The 19,054-nt window shown below is 54.6% G+C and carries 20 protein-coding genes and 3 tRNA genes; 15 read left to right on the top strand and 8 right to left on the bottom strand.

The annotated features are described in order from the left end of the window. Positions 1-109: 109 nt before the first annotated feature. The gene (locus ACE38U_RS06090; protein ID WP_176982825.1) at positions 110-568 is read right to left on the bottom strand and encodes a YbaK/EbsC family protein; all 459 of its coding nucleotides are present in this window, start codon (positions 566-568) and stop codon (positions 110-112) included. 210 nt (positions 569-778) lie between these two features. On the opposite strand from ACE38U_RS06090, the gene ACE38U_RS06085 reads away from it, so the two are divergent. Further along, positions 779-1,084 (top strand): PTS sugar transporter subunit IIB, encoded by a 306-nt coding sequence (locus ACE38U_RS06085; RefSeq protein ID WP_038475827.1) that lies wholly within the window; start codon positions 779-781, stop codon positions 1,082-1,084. A 13-nt stretch (positions 1,085-1,097) separates the two neighbouring features. Then, positions 1,098-2,444: a PTS sugar transporter subunit IIC gene (locus ACE38U_RS06080; RefSeq protein WP_375529345.1), complete on the top strand. Its 1,347-nt coding sequence runs from the start codon at positions 1,098-1,100 to the stop codon at positions 2,442-2,444. Between the two features lie 44 nt (positions 2,445-2,488). On the opposite strand, the gene fhuF is transcribed toward ACE38U_RS06080, so the two are convergent. From fhuF to ACE38U_RS06065, 3 genes are all read right to left on the bottom strand, one after another. Continuing rightward, a complete protein-coding gene (gene fhuF, locus ACE38U_RS06075; protein WP_375529344.1) occupies positions 2,489-3,280 on the bottom strand; it encodes a siderophore-iron reductase FhuF in 792 nt (263 codons plus the stop codon). A gap of 132 nt (positions 3,281-3,412) precedes the next feature. Further along, positions 3,413-3,778, bottom strand: a complete 366-nt coding sequence (locus ACE38U_RS06070; RefSeq protein WP_375529343.1) for a hypothetical protein — start codon at positions 3,776-3,778, stop codon at positions 3,413-3,415. A 108-nt stretch (positions 3,779-3,886) separates the two neighbouring features. Further along, positions 3,887-4,951, bottom strand: coding sequence for a GGDEF domain-containing protein (locus ACE38U_RS06065; RefSeq protein WP_375529342.1), 1,065 nt, complete (start codon positions 4,949-4,951; stop codon positions 3,887-3,889). 266 nt (positions 4,952-5,217) lie between these two features. Between ACE38U_RS06065 and ACE38U_RS06060 the strand changes: the two genes are divergently transcribed. Next, entirely contained in the window at positions 5,218-5,457 is a 240-nt protein-coding gene (locus ACE38U_RS06060; protein ID WP_038475813.1) for a DUF1435 domain-containing protein, read from the top strand. A gap of 39 nt (positions 5,458-5,496) precedes the next feature. Here the strand turns inward: ACE38U_RS06060 and ACE38U_RS06055 are convergent. The 4 genes from ACE38U_RS06055 to rsmC form a co-directional block, all read right to left on the bottom strand. Beyond that, positions 5,497-5,583: transfer RNA gene (locus ACE38U_RS06055), tRNA-Leu, on the bottom strand. Between the two features lie 46 nt (positions 5,584-5,629). After that, positions 5,630-5,716: transfer RNA gene (locus ACE38U_RS06050), tRNA-Leu, on the bottom strand. Positions 5,717-5,747: 31 nt separating this feature from the next. Beyond that, positions 5,748-5,834 (bottom strand) — tRNA-Leu (locus tag ACE38U_RS06045). Positions 5,835-5,956: 122 nt separating this feature from the next. Next, positions 5,957-6,988 carry a 16S rRNA (guanine(1207)-N(2))-methyltransferase RsmC gene (gene rsmC, locus ACE38U_RS06040; protein ID WP_375529341.1) on the bottom strand — a complete coding sequence of 344 codons (1,032 nt, stop codon included), beginning with the start codon at positions 6,986-6,988 and terminating at the stop codon, positions 5,957-5,959. Between the two features lie 107 nt (positions 6,989-7,095). Between rsmC and ACE38U_RS06035 the strand changes: the two genes are divergently transcribed. The 12 genes from ACE38U_RS06035 to deoB all read left to right on the top strand — a co-directional run bounded on the left by ACE38U_RS06035 (position 7,096) and on the right by deoB (position 19,029). Next, on the top strand, positions 7,096-7,515 hold the full coding sequence (locus ACE38U_RS06035) for a DNA polymerase III subunit psi (protein WP_038475807.1): 420 nt from the start codon (positions 7,096-7,098) through the stop codon (positions 7,513-7,515). After that, positions 7,484-7,927: a ribosomal protein S18-alanine N-acetyltransferase gene (rimI, locus tag ACE38U_RS06030; RefSeq protein ID WP_038475804.1), complete on the top strand. Its 444-nt coding sequence runs from the start codon at positions 7,484-7,486 to the stop codon at positions 7,925-7,927. Before ACE38U_RS06035 ends, rimI begins: the two co-directional genes overlap by 32 nt. Before the next feature lie 18 nt (positions 7,928-7,945). Further along, complete coding sequence (gene yjjG / locus ACE38U_RS06025) at positions 7,946-8,623, top strand: pyrimidine 5'-nucleotidase (RefSeq protein WP_038475801.1); 678 nt, start codon at positions 7,946-7,948, stop codon at positions 8,621-8,623. Positions 8,624-8,723: 100 nt separating this feature from the next. Further along, positions 8,724-10,313 carry a peptide chain release factor 3 gene (gene prfC, locus ACE38U_RS06020; protein ID WP_038475798.1) on the top strand — a complete coding sequence of 530 codons (1,590 nt, stop codon included), beginning with the start codon at positions 8,724-8,726 and terminating at the stop codon, positions 10,311-10,313. A gap of 315 nt (positions 10,314-10,628) precedes the next feature. Further along, positions 10,629-11,240: a molecular chaperone OsmY gene (gene osmY, locus ACE38U_RS06015; protein WP_176982821.1), complete on the top strand. Its 612-nt coding sequence runs from the start codon at positions 10,629-10,631 to the stop codon at positions 11,238-11,240. Positions 11,241-11,373: 133 nt separating this feature from the next. Beyond that, positions 11,374-11,535 carry a DUF1328 domain-containing protein gene (locus ACE38U_RS06010; protein WP_032299797.1) on the top strand — a complete coding sequence of 54 codons (162 nt, stop codon included), beginning with the start codon at positions 11,374-11,376 and terminating at the stop codon, positions 11,533-11,535. Between the two features lie 293 nt (positions 11,536-11,828). Continuing rightward, positions 11,829-12,902: a patatin-like phospholipase family protein gene (locus ACE38U_RS06005; RefSeq protein WP_375529340.1), complete on the top strand. Its 1,074-nt coding sequence runs from the start codon at positions 11,829-11,831 to the stop codon at positions 12,900-12,902. Then, on the top strand, positions 12,899-13,675 hold the full coding sequence (locus ACE38U_RS06000) for a TatD family hydrolase (RefSeq protein WP_176982819.1): 777 nt from the start codon (positions 12,899-12,901) through the stop codon (positions 13,673-13,675). The genes ACE38U_RS06005 and ACE38U_RS06000 overlap by 4 nt, the downstream gene beginning before the upstream one ends. 170 nt (positions 13,676-13,845) lie before the next feature. Beyond that, entirely contained in the window at positions 13,846-15,123 is a 1,278-nt protein-coding gene (locus ACE38U_RS05995) for a NupC/NupG family nucleoside CNT transporter (protein ID WP_038475786.1), read from the top strand. A gap of 345 nt (positions 15,124-15,468) precedes the next feature. After that, positions 15,469-16,248: a deoxyribose-phosphate aldolase gene (deoC, locus tag ACE38U_RS05990; protein WP_176982818.1), complete on the top strand. Its 780-nt coding sequence runs from the start codon at positions 15,469-15,471 to the stop codon at positions 16,246-16,248. A 182-nt stretch (positions 16,249-16,430) separates the two neighbouring features. Continuing rightward, positions 16,431-17,753 (top strand): thymidine phosphorylase, encoded by a 1,323-nt coding sequence (gene deoA / locus ACE38U_RS05985; protein ID WP_038475781.1) that lies wholly within the window; start codon positions 16,431-16,433, stop codon positions 17,751-17,753. Positions 17,754-17,805: 52 nt separating this feature from the next. Then, positions 17,806-19,029 carry a phosphopentomutase gene (gene deoB, locus ACE38U_RS05980; RefSeq protein WP_038475778.1) on the top strand — a complete coding sequence of 408 codons (1,224 nt, stop codon included), beginning with the start codon at positions 17,806-17,808 and terminating at the stop codon, positions 19,027-19,029. Positions 19,030-19,054 lie beyond the last annotated feature (25 nt).

Below are 19,054 nucleotides of genomic sequence, written 5' to 3'. Positions count from 1 at the left end.
GCTTATCCTGACGAAAGAGAATGAAATGCGCTTAACGTTTATCCATTTAACATGAGCGCATCGCTTCATTAGTCGCGTCAGATCAAGCTTTGAGTCACTTAAGCCGCAATTACAGGCAGACGTCCACCCATTTAGCCTGAGTTAATTCGGCCATACGTTCAGGGGAGATGCGGACGGCGCTGTGGATAGCGCCTGCGGCGGGCAATACTTCATCGTACTGGCGCAGCGAAATGTCGCAGAATACCGCCAGCGGGTTTTCTAGCCCAAACGGGCAAACGCCGCCGACCGGATGCCCGGTCCAGTTCACTACTTCATCGCTGCTGAGCATGCGCGCTTTAGCGCCAAAAGCTTCTTTAAGTTTCTTATTATCAAGACGAGCATCGCCTTTCGCGACGATCAGAATAATGTCGTTTTTGACTTTTAATGAGAGCGTTTTGGCTATTTGCCCGGGGGCCACATTGTGGGCCGCAGCGGCAAGCGCGACGGTAGCGGTGCTTTGGCTTAGCTCGATGATATCTATATCTGGGGCATGATCGGCGAAGAATTGCCGCACGGACTGCAAACTCATGATTTTCTCCTGATCCAGGTGGCAAATAATTTCGCATAAGCTTGTGCTTTCTGTAAACCGCTTATACTTATCTCATACCCGCCTTGTCAGAAATTTCTGGATCTCCTTCACAATCAATGAAACCGGTTGCAGTAACCGGTTGCAGTAATAAATTCCGCGAGGAATACTGAATCCCGTAACCACCCCTGTACCTAATAATAAGAGTCGTCTATGAAACGTATCCTTTTATGCTGTGCCGCTGGTATGTCTACCAGTATGGTCGTGAACAGGATGAAACAGGCCGCCCAGGATCAACAGATTGAGGTTGAGATTAAGGCGGTGGGTATCGAAGAGTTCACGGATGCTTTGCCTGAATTTGATTGCTGTTTACTCGGTCCGCAGATCAAATACCGTCTGGAAGATTTTAAGGCTCAGGCCGCTCCCAAACGGATCCCGGTCACGGTCATTAACTCTATGGATTACGGAATGATGCGCGGCGACAGAATTCTCGCCGACGCACTCGCGTTGATAGCCTGACAGGAGAGCCAATATGTCTTCCAACCACGCTGCATTTAATTTAATTTTCCGCTTTGTTGAAAACTACGTCAGCCCTGTTGCCGGGCGTATTTCCTCACAGCGTCACGTCATGGCCATTCGCGACGGCTTTATTTCCGCGATGCCGTTCATGATTGTCGGATCGTTCCTGCTGGTCTTTGCTTATCCGCCGTTTTCGCCCACCACAACCTGGGGTTTTGCTCGCGCCTGGCTCGATTTGGCGAAGCAGTTCGAGGGGCAAATCCTGACGCCGTTTGATATGACGATGGGCATTATGTCTATCTACATTTGTGCGGCGATTGCCTACAACCTGGGCAAACATTACGTCAAATCGCACGGGCTTGATCCCTTCATGTGCGCCATGCTGTCGCTGATGGCCTTCCTTGTGGTTGCAGCCCCGAAAACCAAAGGGACGCTGCCGGTGGATAGCCTCGGCGGTACCGGGATCTTCACCGCGATTCTGGTGGCGATTTACTGCGTAGAGATGATGCGTTTCCTGAAGGCACACAACATCGGCATTAAGCTGCCGGACCAGGTGCCGCCGATGATCAAAAACTCTTTTGACCTGCTGATCCCGGTGCTGGTGGTTGTGCTGACGCTGTATCCGCTGAGCCTGTTTATCCAGTCCCAGTTCGATATGCTGATCCCTCAGGCCATTATGGCGCTGTTTAAACCGCTGGTGTCGGCTGCGGATTCCCTGCCTGCGATTCTGCTGGCGGTGCTGATTGCCCACCTGCTGTGGTTCGCGGGAATCCACGGGGCGGCGATTGTCTCCGGGATGCTGCAGATGTTCTGGCTGACTAACCTGGGCCTGAACCAGGGCGCACTGGCCGCCGGTGCACCGCTGCCGCATATCTTTATGGAAGCGTTCTGGACCTTCTTTATCGTGGTCGGTGGTTCCGGGGCGACGATGGGCCTGGTTGTCTGCTATCTGCGCAGTAAATCTGCTCACCTGCGCTCTATTGGCCGGCTTAGCATCGTGCCAACCTGCTTTAACATTAACGAGCCGGTTATCTTCGGGACACCGATTGTGATGAACCCGGTGTTCTTCATTCCGTTCCTGCTGGCGCCAATGGTTAACGCCGTGCTGGCCTGGGGCGCGATGAAGCTGGATCTGATTGGCCGCGTAATTTCCGTTGTGCCGTGGACGGCACCTGCGCCAATTGGCGCTGCCTGGGCGCTGGGCTGGGACTTCCGTGCGGCGATTCTGGTGATTCTGCTGGCCTGCGTCTCGTCGATTATCTACTTCCCGTTCTTCAAAGTGTACGAGAAGCAGCTGCTGGAACAGGAGAAAGAAGAGGCGCAAAGAGCGAACGAGGAAGGAAACCAACAGCTGGCTTAATAGCTTAGCTAGAGAGAACGAACGGCGGGGAAACCCGCCGTTTGCTATTTCAGAGTACAGTCGCCACAGCGTTGGACGTCGGGCAGCTTGTAGCGCTGGCAGCAGGTGCGGCGAACCAAAACGCCATCACGTGGGATCACGGTGCGGTAAAGCGGGTTTTCCCTGCCGCATGAGAGCTGCTTTTCAAAGAAACAGGCATTCACCAGCGCTGCCAGGCTCTGCTCATCCAGCAGCGGTTTCAGCTCGCCGAAGAACCAGTTCACCAGGTAGCCGGTGTTGCTCCAGATAAGCCGGGCGTTGATGTCTTCGCTAGCTTCTAACGCCGCTACAACGGGAATCAGGCCGTGGGTAATGAAATGCTCCAGGCGCAGGCGTAGCGGTAGCTCGTTTGCCTGGCTGTCTTCTTCCACGTTAATCCAGAAGCATTTGGCTCGCCCCGTGGCATGGAACTCCACGCGCATGTGTTGGGGAGCAATGTTCAGCGCTTTAGGTTGGGTCAGCAAGGCCATCATCATCGGCGGCACCAGCAGGCCAATGTACCACTGCGCCCACAGGGACTTCAGCGGCTTTTGCTCGCGGGAAAGCTGAGGCTGGTTACGATAAATATGGTCGCCGTAGGCCGCCATCAGTGAAGTCAGCACGGCAGGTTTTCGCCACTCGCTTAGCGTCATCGCTGAGGCAGGCACGGGCTCGTTTAATTTGATGATGTCGTTGAAGTAAGGCCGGTGGGTGGCGAAATGTTCCCGCAGAGAATCGGCCAGCGGACGCGCCGCCGGAGACCAGGGGAGAACCAGGCACCCGCTGTCGTCGCTGAGCTGAAGGGATTGAAGCGCCATACTCTCGTCAAGAAGTAATCTAAATGATAATGATTAGCAATCCTAACTATGCTGGCTTCCTCTGGCAAGATGATTTCGCCGCCATCGCAAATTGAAGGCGGCTTTTGCGATCTGGCGCGGCTTATCGGCAGGCTATTTTGCGGCGAATTTGTAAGCCGTTTTGCCGTCAGGGAAGAAAGCGTAGGTCACGTACATTGGGATCGTGCGGCCGCAGGCGTCAAACTTCCAGGCTTCTTTCGCTGAACCTGAAATCAGCGCCGTTCCGGCGGCATTAGTGCGGATATCATCCGATTTACTGACCAGGGCTACGGAGACGGATTTTGGTTTGTCCCGGCAGCCGCTGGTGATAGGCAGCATCGGGATAAGGTGCTGCAAAACATAGGCTGGATCGCTGGTCAGCGGCTGGCCTTTGACCTGCAGTCTGCCGGCGTTATTGTTGGCACAGGCGGTGAGAAGAAGTACGGGAAGTACGACGAGCGCAGGAAAAACGTTAGCCATTATTATTCCTCAGAGATACAAAGTATTGCCGTAAGCGGCATGTTTTTATTGTCTGAAATATGAACAATATGCTGCCGGTACGCAACCACATTATTTCTGAGGAAAAGGCTAACCTGCGGTGGCCATTTCGTTGGTCAGAATGCTGTTTCGTCCGCGATTTTTTGCCTGATACAGCGCCTTGTCCGCCTGGCTCAGAGCGTCATCAATGCTGCCTCCGGTAAAGGGCGCCAGGCCGATACTGACGGTGACGTTGGTCGCGACCTGGTTATTAAACATATGGGGAATCTCCAGATCGAAAACGCGCTGGCGGATCCTTTCGGCAGACTGCAGCGCGCGCTCGCCGTCGATGTTGGTGAGCATCACCATGAACTCTTCGCCGCCGTAGCGCGTGACGATATCTCTTGAACGCACGGCATCGCGGATGGCGGCCGACACGCGGATCAGCGCCTGATCGCCCATCGCATGGCCGTAGTGATCGTTGTAGGACTTGAAGTAGTCGATATCCAGCAGCAAAACGTAATGGCTGCCGCTGCCGGAGGACTGAATATGTTCGAGGCGGTTTTGAAAGCCACGGCGGTTATACAGTCCGGTTAAAGGATCGAGCATGCTGAGGTCGTTCAGCGTCTCTTTCTCTTCGAGAAGCTTATTCATCAGCCGCTGGGTAAAACGCTCGTTACGCTTTTGAATAATATGCTGAATGGTGATGCCGATGGCGGGCAGCGCAATAGAGTAGAGCACCCGTAACCACTGATCGACATCCCCCAGCCAAAGCACCACCAGCGCGACGGGCAGGCTTTGTAGCAGGAAGGCCACGATATTATTAATAAACGAAATGGCGCCAATAAAGAGCACCGACATCAGGCTGATAACCAGAAATGAAGTATCCAGATAGCCGATAGCCTCGTGCTTAATAAAAATGTGCAGCGCCCATAATAATCCGAGAGATAACGAGACAATATTCAGGTTAATCAATCGCTTTTTATTGATAACCTGCCAGGCCAACAGCGCCAGGCTGGCGAGAAGAATGGTGATAGCGGGCAGCGTTACGCGCATGGCCGAATGGATCGGGAAGAGCATAGCAAAAGCGGCTGCCAGGGCGTTGAGCAGCAAAAATAAACGTAAAGAAAGCTGGTGCTTTGCTTTGAGTAAGGCTCGCCAGGTTTGGGCTGTCATAGAACGGTTATGTCTTGGGTAAGTGCGTCAGGTGTTGTGTGTGTCGTATCAATGAAAAGCGGGTTATTTGCTTTTCTGGCAACTATTGGAATTTTTATGAGGCAAACTAAAGCCGGCGGTCAATCTATCACCTTACTGAAAATCTGTCATTAAATGACGCGTCAACCCTGGCTATTTCAGCGATAGCTCTCGCGCGTTTTCACGCTGACAATTGAGAAATTTTATCATATGATATTGGTTATCATTATCATGATTGAGGCGCGAAGATGCTGCAACGACGACTCGAAGGTGGCTGGAGTGTAATGGTGGCGGGCCTTGCCGTCGCGCTGCTTGCCTGTATGGATCTGTCTTTCAGCCAGTGGCGAGTGCTGGTGGTCGTCGGGCTGTTGGCAACGGCGCTGATGCTGTATCACAAGACGTTACGGCACTTTGTTTTACTGCCATCATGCGTAGCATTTGCCAGCGGATTGCTGCTGATTGTGATGAATTTGGGAACGATGAGATAAACAATAGGGGGATAAAAAAGAGGGTCACTTCGTAAGAAGTGGTGCGAAGAGAGGGACTTGAACCCTCACGTCCGTAAGGACACTAACACCTGAAGCTAGCGCGTCTACCAATTCCGCCACCTTCGCACAGTTTTCAGATTTGCACCTGAAGAATTTGATATCGCCTTCGCATTGGTGCGAAGAGAGGGACTTGAACCCTCACGTCCGTAAGAACACTAACACCTGAAGCTAGCGCGTCTACCAATTCCGCCACCTTCGCGCAGTGCGAACGATATCTTTCGTGGTTGTGTTGGTGCGAAGAGAGGGACTTGAACCCTCACGTCCGTAAGAACACTAACACCTGAAGCTAGCGCGTCTACCAATTCCGCCACCTTCGCATACCTGTCATACCGAAGTATCACAACCACGGAGGCGCATTCTAGATGTTTTCTGAGCTTCGTCAACACTTAATTTGGTGCCGCTTTTCTGACTGATGCAAAAAGCGGCACACGAAGCGTGTTTAGCGTTTTTTGCCCGCGCGGGTCAGAACGGCACGGTAGACCTTGAAGCGGCCGGTTTGGGCAATAACTTCATGGCTGCCAAACACTTCGTCCAGCACGTTAGGGTAGGCCAGGAAGGCGTTCGCCACGATGCGCAGCTCGCCGCCCATGTTCAGATGGCGTGCTGCACCGCGAATAAGCTGGTGAGCCGCATCAAGGCTGGTTTGCATACCGTCGTGGAACGGCGGGTTGGAGATAATCATGTCGAAACGACCGTTGATCTCCGAGTAAACGTTACTGGCGATGACTTCGCCTTCAATGCCGTTTGCCGCAAGGGTTGCACGGCTGGCAGCTACTGCAGGCGCGCTGACGTCGCTCAGCGTGAGGCGAACTTTTGGCGAGTGGCTGGCCAGGGTGATGGCCAGTACGCCCGCGCCGCAACCTACGTCCAGCACTTTGCCTTTGGTGTGCGGCGTCAGCGTGGAAAGCAGCAGCTTGCTGCCGGTATCCAGGCCGTCACGGCTGAAGACACCCGGCAGGGTTTTCACCGTCATCGCGTCATGTGGATATTCGCCCCACCAGCCGTCTTCATCAAACGTTGGCTGCTGCTCAAGGCGGCCGTGGTACAGGCCACAGCGGCGAGCGCTGTCGATTTTGGTCAGCGGGCAAATGTCAGCCAGCATCTGCTCGGCGCTGCGCACGCCGGAACGGTTTTCGCCCACGACGAAAACGTCGGTGCCAATCGGCATCAGCGACAGAATGTTCATCAGCTGGAACTGGGCTTCTGGCTTGTTCTTCGGCCAGTAATAAATCAGCGTATTGCTGTCAGCAACGATGTCCGCACCGGCCACGAGGCCGTACTGTGCGTTCTCACCCATCTGCGCGCTGAGTACCTGCCAGTGGTGGAATTGCTGGGTGTGGGCGCGGCTGGCGGCGGTGTCGAAACGCGCCGGCAGGTCGTCTTGCATGTCACCGGCAAACAACACACGGCTCTCGGTAAAATCATCGCTGTGGCGCAGCAGTACTTCACTCGCCGGGGTAAACGCACTCATCAAATTGCTCCTGGAAAATCAGAGCGTGGATTATAGAGCTTTAATGGCGTGGATTCGATGAATTTGCTATATTTGCCGCCCTAATTACGCTCCAGATAGGTTTCGCTATGACTTCCCCTTCCCGACGCGACTGGCAGTTACAGCAGCTGGGTATTACCCAGTGGGTGCTGCGCCGTCCGACGGCTTTGCAGGGTGAAATTGCGGTTTCTTTGCCTGCTGGCGTGCGTTTGGTGATGGTCGCCGAGGCGCTGCCGGCGCTGAACGATCCGCTGGTGAAGGACATTTTACGCAGCATGGCGTTAAGCCCTGAGCAAGTGATGCAGCTGACCCCAGAGCGCGTTGCGATGATGCCGCCCGACAGCCGCTGCAATAGCTGGCGTCTGGGCGTGGAGCAGCCGCTGACGCTGGACGGCGCGCAGCTGACTTCCCCCGTGCTGGATGAGCTTTATCACAATGGCAACGCGCGACAGGCGCTGTGGCAACAAATTTGCGAACATGAACACGATATCTTCCCTGACGCCGAATGATTTAGCGGCGGCGTACGCCATCGAGCTACGCAGTCATGCTTTTCCCTGGAGTGAAAAAACGTTTGCCAGTAATCAGGGCGAACGCTACTTCAATTTACGGCTGGACGTTGACGGCAAGCTTGCCGCTTTTGCGGTGACGCAGGTCATTCTCGACGAAGCCACGTTGTTTAACATCGCGGTCGATCCGGCATACCAGCGGCAGGGGCTTGGAAAAGCGCTGCTTGAGTACCTTATCGAGGAGCTTGAGAAGCGGGATGTCTTTACGCTGTGGCTGGAGGTACGTGCCTCCAACGTTGCGGCAAGAACGCTGTACGAAAGTCTGGGCTTTAACGAAGCGACGGTGCGTCGTAACTATTATCCTGCAAAAGAAGGTCGGGAAGACGCAATCGTGATGGCGCTTCCCCTCGGTTAATATTGAAAAGGTGTGTGGATGAACTGGGACTGGATTTTATTTGATGCGGACGAAACGCTGTTTACTTTTGACGCGTTTGGCGGTTTACAGCGGATGTTTCTCGACTATAGCGTGACCTTTACCGCAGATGATTTCCAGGAATACCAGGCGGTGAACAAGCCGCTGTGGGTGGATTACCAGAACGGCGCGATTACCGCGCTTCAGCTTCAGCTCAGGCGTTTTGAGGACTGGGCCGAGCGGCTTAGTGTTCCGTCGGCTGAACTTAACACCGCCTTTTTATCCGCGATGGCGGAAATTTGCTCCCCGCTGCCGGGGGCCGTTTCTTTGCTTAATGCGCTGAAGGGTAAGGCTAAACTCGGCATTATCACCAACGGCTTCACCGCGCTGCAGCAAATCCGCCTGGAGCGTACCGGCCTGCGAGACTATTTCGACCTGCTGGTTATTTCCGAGCAGGTGGGCGTGGCAAAACCCGATCGCCGTATTTTCGACTATACCTTTGAGCAGATGAATCAGCCTTCGCGTGACCGCGTATTAATGGTGGGCGACACCGCGGAATCCGACATTCTTGGCGGCATTAACGCCGGGATAGCAACCTGCTGGCTTAACGCCCACGGACGCACCGCGCCGGAAGGGATAGAACCGACCTGGCAGGTCACCTCGTTAAGTGAACTGGAGCAACTGCTGTGTAAGCCATGATTGTTGATTGTTAAACCCGCAATGATGGGTAAAATAGCCGCCAAATAACGTTCACTCGGCGCGTGGCTCAAGGCCGTGCGCACTTAAAGAAGATGTAATTATGACTTTGTCTCCTTATTTGCAAGAGGTGGCGAAACGCCGCACTTTTGCCATTATCTCCCACCCGGATGCCGGTAAAACGACCATCACCGAAAAGGTTCTGCTGTTTGGACAGGCGATTCAGACCGCCGGGACGGTAAAAGGCCGTGGCTCAAGCCAGCACGCTAAATCCGACTGGATGGAGATGGAAAAACAGCGTGGGATCTCGATCACCACTTCGGTGATGCAGTTCCCGTACCGCGACAGCCTGGTTAACCTGCTGGATACCCCAGGGCACGAGGACTTCTCCGAAGATACCTACCGTACCCTGACCGCCGTTGACTGCTGCCTGATGGTTATCGACGCCGCGAAAGGTGTAGAAGATCGTACCCGCAAGCTGATGGAAGTGACCCGCCTGCGCGATACGCCGATCATCACCTTTATGAACAAGCTCGACCGTGACATCCGCGACCCGATGGAAGTGCTGGATGAGGTTGAGCGCGAGCTGAAGATTGGCTGTGCGCCAATCACCTGGCCAATTGGCTGCGGCAAGCTGTTCAAAGGGGTTTATCATCTTTATAAAGATGAAACCTACCTCTACCAAACCGGTAAAGGCCACACCATTCAGGAAGTACGCATCGTGAAAGGGTTGAATAACCCGGAACTCGATGCTGCCGTGGGTGAAGATCTCGCTCTGCAGCTGCGTGACGAACTGGAGCTGGTGCTGGGTGCTTCTAACGAATTCGATCACGAGCTGTTCCTGGCCGGTGAGATAACGCCTGTGTTCTTCGGGACTGCGCTGGGTAACTTCGGCGTAGACCATATGCTGGATGGCCTGGTGGACTGGGCTCCGGCGCCCATGCCGCGTAAAACCGACACGCGTCTGGTTGAAGCTGATGACGAGAAGTTCACCGGCTTTGTCTTTAAGATTCAGGCCAACATGGACCCGAAACACCGTGACCGCGTGGCCTTTATGCGCGTCGTTTCCGGCAAATATGAAAAAGGCATGAAGCTGCGCCAGGTACGTATTGGTAAAGACGTCATTATTTCTGACGCGCTGACCTTTATGGCCGGTGACCGTTCCCACGTGGAAGAGGCTTACCCTGGCGACATCATCGGCCTGCATAACCACGGCACGATTCAGATAGGCGACACCTTCACCCAGGGTGAGATGATGAAGTTCACCGGTATTCCGAACTTCGCCCCAGAGCTGTTCCGCCGCATTCGCCTGCGCGATCCGCTCAAGCAGAAGCAGCTGCTTAAAGGCCTGGTTCAGCTTTCTGAAGAAGGTGCGGTGCAGGTGTTCCGTCCTATTGCCAACAACGATCTTATCGTTGGTGCGGTCGGGGTTCTGCAGTTCGACGTGGTCGTTGCTCGCCTGAAAAGCGAATATAACGTGGAAGCGATTTACGAATCGGTGAACGTGGCGACGGCGCGTTGGGTTGAAGGGAATGACGTGAAGAAGTTTGAAGAATTCAAACGTAAAAACGAAATTCAGCTGGCGCTGGATGGCGGGGATAACCTGACCTACATCGCGCCAACGATGGTGAACCTGAACATTACTCAGGAACGTTATCCTGACGTTACCTTCCGTAAAACCCGCGAGCACTAATTGCCTGACAGAACGCGGCGTTCGCCGCGTTCTTTTCACTTTCCCTGTCTTTTGAATCCCTTGCGGAATCCTCTTAATTTCACGCTAATCCTGCGTTATCGCTGCTTTTTCCATCACTTCGCCATGCAGTTTTAAGATTGTGATCTATATTTAACAAAGCGATGACAATTTTATTGGACGAAAGCTCCGGGAATTAATCATTTCCTGGTGTCTTGTTAGCGTTTCCCCGGTCATCTCAATATTAACAGCTGATTTTTTTCGGCTTACGGGAAACGAGAAAGCTCAAATGATGAGCAAACCTACAGGAATTAATCGATGACTACGACTAAGATTTCAAAAACTCTGCTGGCGGTTGTGTTGGGCTCAGTACTGGCAAGCACCAGTGCCTTTGCCGAAGACACTATGCTCAATAAAACGGAGTCTACCGCCGATAGCGCAGGGAAAAAAATCGATAGCTCTATGACTAAAGTCGGTAATTTCATGGACGACAGCGGCATCACAGCGAAAGTTAAAGCAGCACTTGTAGACGACAAAAATATTAAAAGCACCGACATTTCGGTGAAAACCGAAAGCAAAGTGGTCACCCTGAGCGGTTTTGTTGAGAGCCAGGCTCAGGCCGAGCAGGCCGTTGCCACGGCGAAAAAAGTGGAAGGTGTGACCTCGGTTAGCGACAAACTTCATGTCCGTGACGCTAAAGAGCAGTCGGTGAAAGGCTATGCCGGTGATGCGGCAACGACCAGCGAGATCAAAGCGAAATTACTGGCCGACAGCATTGTGCCTTCCCGTCACGTAAAAGTGGAAACCACCGATGGGGTGGTTCAGCTGTCCGGTGAAGTGAAGTCCAGCGCCCAGTCCGAGAAGGCTGAAAGCATTGCCAAATCGGTTGAAGGCGTGAAAAGCGTTAAAAACGATCTGAAAGTGAAGTAACGGCAGCACCCGAAACGTCTTCCCCGGTTAGCCCGGGAGACGATAAGTACCACCATTACACATTATCGCCTGCGGGTTAGCCATCCGGCGCCCGTGAAGAAGCGATAAGATTCACTATGGTTAAGGAGAGTCTATGTTTCGTTGGGGCATTATTTTTCTGGTTATTGCGTTGATCGCTGCGGCCCTGGGCTTCGGTGGTCTGGCTGGTACCGCTGCAGGTGCTGCAAAAATCGTCTTTATAGTCGGTATCATTCTGTTCCTGGTCAGCCTGTTTATGGGACGCAAACGTCCTTAGCGACGCTCATTAAGTAACATACCGATACAAAAGAAAAGCCAGTCCTCGTGACTGGCTTTATACTGGCGACAACGCTCTGTCGTTAGAAAAGAAATACCAGACGGCTCGTTAAAAAAAACAGGGAAATCAATTCATTGATTTTCGGCTGCTCACCACAAAGAGGGAAAAATCACGCTTTTTCCCTCTTTGTCGGCAACCTTAAGCCAGTCCTCGTGACTGGCTTTCGCCGTTTTACTTAGCGCGCTATGGGTATAGGGTAGAAACTCACAACAACAGAAATTCAGGAAAGCAGGGTGGGACATCGTATACCCGTTACGCTCGGCAATATTGCGCCGCTGGCGATCAAACCTTTTCGTCCTGGAAAACTCGCTCTGATTTGTGAAGGGGGCGGGCAGCGCGGGATCTTTACGGCCGGGGTTCTGGACGAATTTATGCGCGCGGAATTCAACCCCTTTGATCTGTTCTTTGGCACCTCTGCCGGTGCACAGAACCTTTCTGCCTATGTCTGTAACCAGCCGGGGTATGCGCGCCGCGTGATTACGCGTTTTACCACGACCAGGGATTTCTTTAACCCGCTACGCTTTGCGCGTGGAGGGCACCTGATCGACCTCGACTGGCTGATAGAGTCCACCTCCACGAGGCTACCGCTTTCGATGTCCAGCGCGGACCCGCTTTTTGAGCAAGGAAAAGAGTTCTTTATGTGCGCCTGCCGCAGCGATGACTATGCGGCGAATTACTTTTCACCGAATGCGGATACGTGGCTAAATTTACTGAAAGCCTCAAGCGCTATTCCGGGCTTTTATCGCGCTGGCGTGGAGATTGACGGCGTCAGCTATCAGGACGGGGGCATAAGCGATGCGGTGCCGGTGCGGGAAGCCGCTAATCGCGGGGCTGACACGCTGGTGGTCATTCGCACCGTGCCTTCACAGATGTACTACACGCCGCAGTGGTTCAAACGCATGGAACGCTGGCTCGGTGACAGCAGCCTGCAGCCGCTTTTGAATCTGGTGCAGCATCACGAAGAGAGCTATCGTGATATCCAGAGTTTTATTGAGAAACCGCCCGGCAAGCTGCGAATTTTTGAGATTTACCCGCCGAAGGCGCTGCTGAGTAGCGCGCTCGGAAGCCGCCTGCCCTCGCTGACGGCAGATTACCAAACGGGCCGCCTGTGCGGGCGTTATTTCCTCGCAACCATCGGCAAGCTGCTGGTCGCGAAGCCACCGTTAAGGCGGCATTTGCCGCGTGTGAATACGCCGGGGCCATTGGTCATTCCTCCGGCGGCGGCGGCAAACGAATCCCTGGTCAAACCGATTGGCTCAGGCCTGCAGGCAAATGATGCCGCGTTTGATAATGAGGATCTTGCGTGAGTTTTACGTTCTACGACACCCATTGCCACTTTGATTTCCCCCCGTTTACCGGTGATGAAGCCCACAGCCTCGAGCTTGCCGCCGAGGCCGGGGTTCGTAAAATCATTGTGCCCGCAGTTGAAGCAGGGCGTTTCGATCGCGTACTTGCGCTGGCGCAGAACTACCCGGCGCTTTATGCCGCTATCGGCCTGCATCCGATAGTGATTGAAAAACATGATGAAGTCGGGCTGGCGGCGCTGGAGGATCGTCTGCGGCAAAAACCGGAGAAGCTGATCGCGATCGGCGAAATTGGGCTGGATCTTTATCGCGAGGATCCGCAGTTCGACAGACAGGAATTTATCCTCGACGAGCAGCTAAAGCTGGCGAAGCGCTACGATCTCCCTGTGCTGCTACATTCTCGCCGTACCCATGACAAGCTGGCGCTGCACCTGAAACGCCACAATTTACCGAGAACCGGCGTGGTTCACGGTTTTGCCGGTAGTCTGCAGCAAGCTGAGCGCTTCATAGCGATGGGGTACCGCATCGGGGTAGGCGGCACTATCACCTATCCGCGAGCCAGCAAAACCCGGGATGTGATGGCCCGCCTGCCGCTTTCATCGCTGCTGCTGGAAACGGACGCGCCTGATATGCCACTTAACGGCTGGCAGGGGCAGCCAAACCGCCCCGAACGTGTGGCAAAAGTCTTCGAATCCTTGTGTGAACTCCGACCGGAGCCGCCTGAAATCATCGCTAACGCCTTGAAAAAAAACGCAGACGAATTATTCGCTTTCTAATTAGCTGCCTGAAAGCGTGATGTTAGTCACCTTGCTGTGTAAATGTTTCTATATATTTCCTCCTGTACGTGATTGCTCCCGCACTTTTCACCCCCCTGTGGTTATAATCCGCGCGCTAAAAAGCGGGCTGGCAAAGCCCGAATCTTCCAGTTGATACACAGGGATACTGTATGCAAATACTCATGGGATTGGTCGGCATGGCCTCGCTGATGCTGATCGCCGTTTTACTGTCCAGCAACCGTAAAGCGATCAACCTGCGTACCGTCATTGGCGCGTGGCTGATTCAAATCGGCATCGGGGCGCTGATCCTTTACGTACCCGTCGGGCGTAAAGTTCTGCTCGCGATGTCAGAAGGGGTGGCTAACGTCATCGCCTACGGCAATTCAGGGATTTCCTTCCTGTTTGGCGGGCTGGTTTCTGACAAAATGTTTGAAGTCTTCGGCGGCGGCGGCTTTATTTTCGCGCTGCGCGTCCTGCCGATCATCGTCTTCTTCTCCTCGCTTATCGCCGTGCTTTACTACCTGGGCGTAATGCAGCTGGTGATCCGCGTGCTTGGCGGCGGCCTGCGCAAGGTACTGAAAACGTCCCGGACCGAATCGCTGTCGGCGACGGCGAACATTTTCGTCGGCCAAACCGAAGCGCCGCTGGTGGTACGTCCTTATATCGCCACCATGACCCGCTCTGAACTGTTTGCCGTGATGTGCGGGGGCCTGGCCTCTGTTGCAGGCTCCGTGCTGGCGGGTTATGCGCAAATGGGCGTGCCGCTGGAATACCTGATCGCCGCGTCCTTTATGGCCGCGCCGGGCGGGCTGCTGTTTGCCAAGATCATGCTGCCTGAGACGGAAACTCCGAACGACACGCCGGAGCTGGAGTCGATGAAAAACGATCCGGATCGCCCGGCTAACGTGCTGGACGCGGCGGCGTCTGGCGCAGCCTCCGGGATGCAGCTGGCGCTGAACGTGGGGGCGATGCTGCTGGCGTTTGTTGCGCTGATTGCCCTGCTGAACGGGATGCTTTCCGGGATTGGCGGCTGGTTCAATTATCCACAGCTTTCTCTGGAGCTGATGCTCGGCTGGGTGTTCTCTCCGGTGGCCTGGCTGATTGGCGTGCCGTGGAGCGAAGCCAACGTGGCTGGATCGTTTATCGGTCAGAAGCTTATCATCAACGAGTTTGTCGCCTACCTGAACTTTGGCGCTTACCTGAAAGATGACGCCGAGGTTGCGGCGGCGGGCCTGCAGGTACTTTCTGGTCACACCAAGGCGATTATCTCCTTCGCGCTATGTGGATTTGCTAACCTTTCTTCTATCGCCATCCTGATTGGCGGCCTGGGCAGCATGGCACCAGCCCGTCGGCATGATGTGGCCCAGCTGGGCATGAAGGCCGTGGCGGCGGGGACGCTGTCTAACCTGATGAGCGCCACCATCGCCGGGCTTTTCCTGGCGCTGTAAGGTGCAATAAAAATGTTATAATAATAACATTGCGCGGTAACCAATGGCTGGCGCCCTGCCGGCCATTTTCTTGCGACCAGGCGCAATTTAGCGCGTTATTTTGTTTCTTTAATCACATATACTCTCTGAAAGCTTGCAATTCACTCTTTGGCTTTTGTGAGGCGAGACACAAAATTGCATCGGTAGTGGGTGTTAGAATTCTAACATTGCAACCGGCAATGTGCGGTGAGAAGGATCTCAACGTGAGGGTGACCGAGGTGACCACTCTTCTTCAAGGAACCAAGTCCGCTCCAACGTGTTGAGTTTCCGGGCCGGAGACTTTTTTACCTTTTGTTGGAGAGCGTTATGACCGATTTAACCCAAAGCAGCCTGCGTGCGCTGAAACTGATGGATCTGACTACCCTGAACGACGATGACACTAACGAGAAAGTCATCGCTCTGTGCCATCAGGCAAAAACCCCAGTCGGTAACACAGCTGCGATTTGTATCTACCCGCGCTTTATCCCAATCGCCCGCAAGACCCTCAAAGAGCAGGGCACGCCGGACATCCGCATTGCGACCGTGACTAACTTCCCGCACGGTAACGACGATATCGACATCGCGCTGGCAGAAACCCGCGCCGCTATCGCCTACGGCGCTGACGAAGTGGACGTAGTTTTCCCTTACCGTGCGCTGATTGCCGGTAATGAGCAGGTTGGCTTTGACCTGGTGAAAGCGTGTAAAGACGCCTGTGCCAGCGCTAACGTGCTGCTGAAAGTGATCATCGAAACCGGCGAGCTGAAAACCGAAGAACTGATCCGCAAAGCTTCTGCTATCGCCATTAAAGCGGGCGCAGACTTCATCAAAACCTCTACCGGTAAAGTGCCGGTTAACGCGACCCCTGAAAGCGCCCGCATCATGATGGAAGTGATCCGCGATATGGGCGTGGAAAAAAACGTGGGCTTCAAACCAGCCGGTGGCGTTCGCTCCGCTGAAGATGCCGCGCAGTTCCTGGCTATCGCTGACGATCTGTTCGGTGCCGACTGGGCCGACTCCCGCCACTACCGCTTCGGGGCTTCCAGCCTGTTGGCCAGCCTGCTGAAAGCGCTGGGCCACGGGGACGGTAAAAGCGCCAGCAGCTACTAATTGCTCGTCATACTTCAAGCCGCAGGTGCGTAAGCTGCACTCCCTCACCCCAGTCACTTACTTCAGTAAGCTCCTGGGGATGAGCTCTTTTGCTGCCTTCCTGCGACTCGAATTATCTAGAGTAATCTTTAATTGCGGCGGGTTTTCCGCCGCTCCTTACCCGCATTTCCCAGGGGGTTGCCGTGTTTCTCGCACAAGAAATTATTCGTAAAAAACGTGATGGCCTGGTACTGAGCGACGAAGAGATTCGTTTCTTTATCAACGGTATTCGCGACAACACCGTCTCTGAAGGGCAAATTGCTGCTCTGGCGATGACCATTTTCTTCCACGACATGACCATGCCGGAAAGGGTCTCGCTGACGATGGCGATGCGGGATTCCGGTACCGTGCTGGACTGGAAAAGCCTTAATCTCAACGGCCCGATTGTGGATAAACACTCCACCGGCGGCGTGGGTGACGTGACCTCGCTGATGCTTGGCCCTATGGTGGCAGCCTGTGGCGGTTATGTACCTATGATTTCAGGCCGCGGCCTGGGACACACCGGCGGGACGCTGGATAAGCTGGAGGCGATTCCGGGTTTTGATATCTTCCCGGACGATAACCGCTTCCGCGACATTATTAAGGACGTCGGCGTGGCCATCATCGGCCAGACCAGCTCTCTGGCACCGGCGGACAAACGTTTCTATGCTACCCGTGACATTACCGCGACGGTGGACTCTATTCCTCTTATTACCGCTTCAATCCTGGCGAAGAAACTGGCCGAAGGGTTGGATGCGCTGGTGATGGATGTGAAGGTAGGCAGCGGCGCATTTATGCCGACCTACGAGCTTTCAGAGCAGCTGGCCGAAGCTATCGTTGGCGTTGCCAACGGCGCTGGCGTGAAGACTACCGCCTTGCTGACGGACATGAATCAGGTGCTGGCTTCCAGCGCGGGTAACGCCGTGGAAGTCCGTGAAGCGGTGCAGTTCCTGACCGGTGAATACCGCAACCCGCGTCTGTTCGACGTCACGATGGCGCTGTGCGTGGAAATGCTAATTTCCGGCAAGCTTGCCAAAGACGATACGGAAGCTCGCGCGAAGCTTCAGTCCGTGCTGGATAACGGTAAAGCGGCTGAGGTGTTTGGCCGGATGGTTGCCGCGCAGAAAGGCCCGAGCGACTTCGTTGAAAACTATGCGAAGTACCTGCCAACGGCGATGCTGAGCAAGGCGGTATATGCCGAAGCGTCCGGTTTTGTCTCGGCGATGGATACCCGCGCGCTGGGTATGGCGGTGGTGTCGATGGGCGGCGGTCGTCGTCAGGCTTCCGATACTATCGATTACAGCGTCGGCTTTACCGATATGGCCCGTCTGGGTGAATCTATCGACGCTGAGCGCCCGCTGGCCGTTATCCATGCGAAAGACGAAGCCAGCTGGCAGGAAGCGGCGAAGGCGGTGAAAGCGGCAATCAGGATTGACGAAAAAGCACCGCTGGAAACACCAACGGTCTATCGTCGAATCACCGAATAACGGTATACTGATCTGATCCCTATTTTATAGAGCACAAGGTACGGAGAATAATATGAAACGTGCGTTTATTATGGTGCTGGACTCGTTCGGCATCGGTGCTACCGAAGACGCTGAGCGCTTCGGAGATGTCGGCTCTGATACTTTCGGTCACATCGCGGAAGCTTGCGCCAAAGGCGAAGCTGACAAAGGCCGTAAAGGGCCTCTGACCCTGCCTAACCTGACTCGTCTTGGCCTGGTTAAAGCCCACGAGGGCTCTACCGGGAAAGTTGCCGCAGGCATGGACCCTAACGCAGAAGTTATCGGTGCGTACGCCTGGGCACATGAGCTTTCCTCCGGCAAAGACACCCCGTCTGGCCACTGGGAAATCGCCGGCGTGCCGGTGCTGTTTGACTGGGGCTACTTCAGCGACCACGAAAACAGCTTCCCGCAGGAGCTGCTGGACAAACTGGTCAAGCGTGCCAATCTGCCGGGCTACCTCGGTAACTGCCACTCTTCCGGGACCGTGATTCTGGACGAACTGGGCGAAGAGCACATGAAAACCGGGAAACCGATTTTCTACACCTCCGCTGACTCCGTGTTCCAGATTGCCTGCCACGAAGAAACCTACGGCCTGGATAAGCTTTATGAGCTGTGCGAAATCGCGCGTGAAGAGCTGACCGAAGGCGGCTACAACATTGGCCGCGTTATCGCTCGTCCGTTTGTTGGCGATAAAGCTGGCAACTTCCAGCGTACCGGCAACCGTCACGATTTAGCCGTTGAGCCGCCTGCCGCAACCGTGCTGCAGAAATTGGTTGATGAGAAGCAGGGCCAGGTGGTTTCCGTGGGTAAAATTGCGGACATCTACGCCAACTGCGGTATCACCAAAAAAGTGAAGGCAACCGGCCTGGACGCGCTGTTTGACGCGACCATCAAAGAGATGAAAGAAGCCGGTGACGAGACTATCGTTTTCACCAACTTCGTTGACTTCGACTCCTCCTGGGGCCACCGTCGCGATGTGGCAGGCTACGCGGGCGGCCTTGAGCTGTTCGATCGTCGTTTGCCAGAGCTGATGTCGCTGCTGAAAGAGGACGATATTCTGATCCTCACCGCGGACCACGGCTGTGACCCGACCTGGCAAGGTACCGACCACACTCGCGAACACATTCCGGTGCTGATCTACGGCCCGAAAGTGAAAGCCGGTTCTCTGGGGCATCGCGAAACCTTCGCGGACATCGGCCAGACGGTAGCGAAGTACTTCGGTCTTTCCGACATGGACTACGGCAAAAACATGCTGTGATCCCTTTGGGCGGGCGTTTGCCCGC

The organism is Cedecea selenatireducens (assembly GCF_042138895.1).
GTDB lineage: Bacteria > Pseudomonadota > Gammaproteobacteria > Enterobacterales > Enterobacteriaceae > Cedecea > Cedecea selenatireducens.
Note: the sequence above shows the minus strand (reverse complement) of the source record. Positions and strands in the feature narration are given on the sequence as shown.